Consider the following 5,412-nt stretch of genomic DNA (forward strand, 5'->3'; position numbering starts at 1 on the left):
ACCCCGGCTATGGCTTTCTGGCCGAAAATGCCGATTTTGCCGAGGCGTGCGCGGCGGCTGGCCTGATCTTCATCGGGCCGACGCCGGACAATATCCGCATCTTTGGCCTGAAACACAGTGCGCGTGCGTTGGCGCAGGCCAATGGCGTGCCGCTGGCGCCGGGCAGCAATCTGCTGCGTGATGCCGCCGAAGCGGTGATTGCAGCGCGCACCGTCGGCTATCCGGTGATGCTGAAGGCCACGGCCGGCGGCGGCGGTATCGGCATGCGCGTGTGCGCTGATGAGGCCGCGCTGGTGGGTGCTTTTGATGCCGTCGCGCGGCTGGGCGCGAGCAATTTTGGCGATGCCGGCGTGTTTCTGGAGCGGTTTGTCGCCCGCGCCCGCCATGTCGAAGTGCAGATTTTCGGCGACGGCAAGGGCCGGGTGATGCCGCTGGGCGAGCGCGATTGCTCGCTGCAACGCCGCAATCAAAAAGTCGTCGAAGAAGCCCCGGCCCCCAATCTGCCCGATGCCGTGCGCGCCCGCCTGATCGAAGCGGCGGTGCGGCTCGGTGAAGCTGCGCATTACCGAAACGCCGGCACGGTGGAATTTCTCTACGATGCCGATGCGCAGGATTTCTTCTTCCTGGAAATGAACACCCGCCTTCAGGTCGAGCATGGCGTCACCGAAGCGGTGATGGGCATCGATCTGGTCGAGTGGATGATCCGCGGTGCAGCGGGTGATTTTGCGTTCCTGAACGCCGCCCCGCCCGCGCCCAATGGTCATGCCGTGCAGGTGCGCGTCTATGCCGAAGATCCGGCGCTGGATTATCGCCCCACCACCGGGCTCCTCACCGCGGTGGAATTTCCGCTAAGCATCCGCATCGAAACCTGGGTGATGGCCGGCAGCGTGATCAGCGCCTGGTATGATCCGATGCTGGCCAAGCTGATCGTGCACGCGCCCAGCCGCGATGCCGCCGTGGCCGGCATGGCCGCCGCGCTGGACAGCAGCCGCATCGATGGCATCGAAACCAATTTGCGCTGGCTGCGCGCGGTGGTGCGCATGCCGGCGTTTGTTACGGGCGCCGTGTCCACCCGCGCGTTGAATGATGTGGTGTATGCGCCGCGCGCCATTCGCGTGATTGCCGGCGGCACCGCCACCAGCGTGCAGGATTGGCCGGGCCGGCAGCATTATTGGGCGGTTGGGGTGCCGCCGTCCGGCCCGATGGATGATCGCTCGTTCCGGCTGGGCAATCGCCTCGTGGGCAACGCCGAAGGCACGGCCGGGCTGGAAATCACGGTAACAGGCCCTAGCCTGGCCTTCACGGCGCCGGCGCGCATCTGCCTGATGGGCGCGGATTTCGGCGCCACACTGGACGGTGTGCCGCTGCCACGCGGCCAGGCGATCAGCGTCGCCGCCGGGCAAGTGCTGGCCATGGGCCGGGCACAGGCGGGCGGCATTCGCGGCTATTTGCTGGTGGCGGGCGGGTTTGATATCGCGCCCTATCTCGGCAGCCGCGCCACCTTCGATCTCGGCGGCTTTGGCGGCCACGGTGCGCGGCGGCTGCTGGCCGGCGATCTGCTGCATCTGGGCCAGGAGCCTGTCGGCGATGAACTGCCGGCCGCCGCCCTGCCCGTGCTGCCCAGCAATTGGCAGGTGCGGGTGATGTACGGCCCGCACGGCGCGCCGGATTTCTTCACCGCGGATGATATCGCCGCCATCGTCGCGGCCGATTGGCAGGTGCATTACAACAGCAATCGCACCGGTGTGCGCCTGATCGGCCCCAAGCCGGCCTGGGCGCGCCGCGACGGCGGGGAGGCCGGGCTGCACCCGTCCAACATTCACGACAATCCCTATGCCATTGGCGCCGTTGATTTTACCGGCGACATGCCGATCATATTGGGGCCGGACGGGCCATCGCTGGGCGGCTTTGTCTGTCCGTTTGTGGTGATTGCAGCCGATCTGTGGAAGATCGGCCAGCTCGTGCCGGGGGACACGCTGCGCTTTGTGCCCGTCACGCTGGCCGATGCGCAGGCGGCCGACGCAGCGGCGCAGGCGCTGCTGGCGACCGGCATTGCCAGCAATGAAACCCCTGCCCGCCCCATCGCGGCACTGTCCCCGATCCTCGCGCAAACACCGGCCACCGGTGCCCGCCCGCGCGCGGTGTACCGCAGCCAAGGCGACCGCAATATCCTCGTCGAATATGGCGAGATCGTGCTGGATATCGAACTGCGCATCCGCATCGAGGCGCTGGCGACGGCGCTGACCGCGCTGGCCCTGCCCGGCGTCATCGATATCGTGCCCGGCATCCGCTCCCTGCAACTGCATTTCGATGGCCGCGCGCTGGACCAGGCCGGCGCGCTGGCGGCGATGCTGGCCGCCGATGACCAGCTTGGCGAGCTTGCGGATTTCGCCATCCCGTCCCGCATCGTGCATCTGCCGCTGAGCTGGCGCGATCCGGCGACGCTGGAAACCATCGCCAAATATATGTCGGCGGTGCGCGATGATGCGCCGTGGTGCCCGGACAATATCGAATTCATCCGCCGCATCAACGGCCTGCCCGATGTGGCGGCAGTGGAGCAGGTGATTTTCGAGGCCAATTATCTGGTGCTCGGCCTGGGCGATGTCTATCTCGGCGCGCCGGTGGCGACGCCGGTCGATCCGCGCCACCGGCTGGTGACCACCAAATACAACCCGGCGCGCACCTGGACGCCGCCCAATGTCGTCGGCATCGGCGGCGCCTATATGTGCATTTATGGCATGGAGGGGCCGGGCGGCTACCAGTTGTTCGGCCGCACCGTGCAGGTGTGGAACACCCACCGCCAGACCGATGCGTTTACGGATGGCAAGCCGTGGCTGCTGCGCTTTTTCGATCAGATCAGATTCTTCCCGGTCAGCGCCGAAGAATTGGTGGAATGGCGGCGCGATGTGCCGAGCGGGCGGCGCGCCATCCGCATCGAGCCATCGGAATTTCGGCTGGCGGATTACCGGCAATTTCTGGCCGATAATGCGGCGGGCATCGCGGCCTTTGCCGCCACCCGCCAGGCGGCCTTTGCCGATGAGCGCGCCGATTGGCAGCGGCGCGGCGAATTTGACCGGATTGCCAGCGATGCCGGCGGCGCGGGCGAACCCGCCGCTGCAATCGACGTGCCGGACGGCTGCGACCTGGTGGAATCGCCGTTTGGCGGCAGCGTCTGGAAATTGCTGGTGGCGCCGGGCGACCACATCAACGCCGGTGACACGATCGCGATCATCGAAGCCATGAAAACCGAATGCCCGGTCGAAAGCCCGGTCGCTGGCACCGTGGCGGCGCTCTATCTGGAAGAGGGCCGCGCGGTGCAGCCGGGCGCGCCGATGCTGGCGATCAGGAAAAACCCATGACCCGCCAGCACGTCGCCGCCATCGCCGCCGCCGTCAGCAGCCGCGCCGTCAGCGCGCAAACGGTGATGGCAGGCACGCTGGCGCGCATCGCCGCCTATGACGCGGTGCAGCCGCAAGCCTGGATCAGCCACGCCGATGCGGCCGATCTGCTGGCGCAGGCCCGCGCCGTGGATGCGCGCGTGACAGCCGGCGAAACGCTGGCGCTGGCCGGCGTGCCCTACGCCGCCAAGGACAATATCGATGTGGCGGGGCTGGCTACCACCGCCGCCTGCCCGGACTTTGCCTATCAGCCGGCGGCGGATGCAGCCGTGATTGCGCGCCTGCGGGCAGCGGGCGCGATTTGTGTGGGCAAGACCAATCTCGACCAGTTCGCCACCGGCCTCAACGGCACGCGCAGCCCGCACGGCGCCCCGCGCAATGCCCATAATCTGGCATGGGTGAGCGGCGGGTCCTCGTCCGGTTCATCCGTTGCGGTCGCGGCCGGGCTGGTGCCGTTTGCACTGGGCACCGACACGGCGGGCTCCGGCCGGGTGCCGGCGGCCTTCCAGCATCTGATCGGGTTCAAACCCAGCCGCGGGCGCTGGAGCAGCACGGGCCTGGTGCCGGCCTGCCGCACGCTGGATTGCATCACCATATTCACCAACGACGCCGCCGATGCCGGCCTGATCGACAGCGTGGTCGCTGGCTTTGACGTGGTGGACGCTTACTCCAAGCCGCTGGCCGACCGCGCGCTCAGCCCGCGCCGCTACGGTGTGCCGCGCCGGGACCAGCGCAATTGGTTTGGCGATGGCGAGGCGGAGCATCTCTATGATGGCGCGCTGGTGACGCTGGCGACGCTGGGCGAAGTGGTGGCGATTGATATCGAGCCGCTGCTGGAGGCGGCGCAATTGCTCTATGGCGGGCCGTGGGTGGCGGAGCGCACCGCCGCCATGGCCGCGCTGCTGGCCAGCAACCCCGATGCCATCGATCCCACGGTGCGCACCGTCGTCGAGCAAGGCTGGCAGCACAGCGCCGTCGATCTGTGGAATGCCGTCTACCGCCTGGCCGATATCAAGCGCGGCAGCGATCTGATGTGGCAAGACATTGATGTGCTGGCCTTTCCGACCACACCGACCAGCTACCGTGTTGCCGAAATGCTGGCCGCGCCGGTGGGGCTGAACAGCAATCTGGGGTTGTACACGAATTTCGTGAACCTGCTCGACATGGCGGCGGTGGCGGTGCCGGCCGGCGTCAAGGCCAATGGCGTCGGCTTTGGCATCAGCTTCATCGCGCCGGCCGATACGGACCGGGCGCTGCTCGATCTCGCCGAAACCTGGGCCACGGCGACCGGCCGCCCCGCACCACCACCGCTCGATCTGGAGGGCAAGATGCAGACTGTGAAACTGGCCGTTGTTGGCGCGCACCTGAAGGATATGCCGCTGCACTGGCAGCTGACCTCGCGGGGTGCCGTGTTCGTCGGCGCGTATGAAACCGCGCCGAGCTACCGCCTCTATGCCATGGCGGACAGCACGCCGCCCAAGCCGGCGCTTGTGTTCAGCGAGGGCGGCGCGGCCATCAAGGTCGAGGTGTATGAGCTTGGCGTCGCCGAATTTGGCAGTTTCGTCGTCGATGTGCCGCCGCCGCTGGCGATTGGCACGGTGACGCTGGCCGATGGCAGCGCTGTGAAGGGCTTTGTCGCCGAACCGCGCGCCTTGACGGGTGCGGCCGATATCACCCATCTGGGCGGCTGGCGCGCCTATATCGCCCAACGCTCCGCCTGAAAGGACCCATCAGATGCGCATACTGGCTCTGCTTGCGACCGCACTTCTGGCTGGGCCGGCACTGGCGCAATCGGCGCAAGTCCAGACGGTTCCCGATTTTGGCGATTTCCTGGTCGTTGATGGCGCCGGCGTGTGGATGACCAATCGCGGCCGTGTCGAGCATTGGTCGCGCACCGGCAAGATCGCCAGTACGGCCATCGCCCGGCCGTGCGGCGCGATGGCGCTGGTGAAGGGCGGGGTGTGGGTCGCCGATTGCACGCTGGGCGCGATCCACCGCATCGACACCAAGACCG

2 protein-coding genes and 1 pseudogene are annotated in these 5,412 nt (G+C 67.4%); all 3 read left to right on the forward strand.

Annotation, left to right across the window (positions count from 1 at the left end; genetic code table 11):
* Window positions 1–3,359, forward strand: a 3,359-nt coding sequence (gene uca / locus ABWP50_RS12435; RefSeq protein WP_353218305.1) for an urea carboxylase, incomplete at its 5' end; no start/stop codon positions are given.
* A complete protein-coding gene (gene atzF, locus ABWP50_RS12440; RefSeq protein ID WP_353218306.1) occupies window positions 3,356–5,119 on the forward strand; it encodes an allophanate hydrolase in 1,764 nt (587 codons plus the stop codon). The genes uca and atzF, both read left to right, overlap by 4 nt.
* 13 nt (window positions 5,120–5,132) lie before the next feature.
* Window positions 5,133–5,412: pseudogene (locus ABWP50_RS12445) on the forward strand (YncE family protein); the annotation flags it as partial.

This window comes from Sandarakinorhabdus sp., assembly GCF_040398645.1.
In the GTDB taxonomy this organism is placed as follows: domain Bacteria; phylum Pseudomonadota; class Alphaproteobacteria; order Sphingomonadales; family Sphingomonadaceae; genus Sandarakinorhabdus.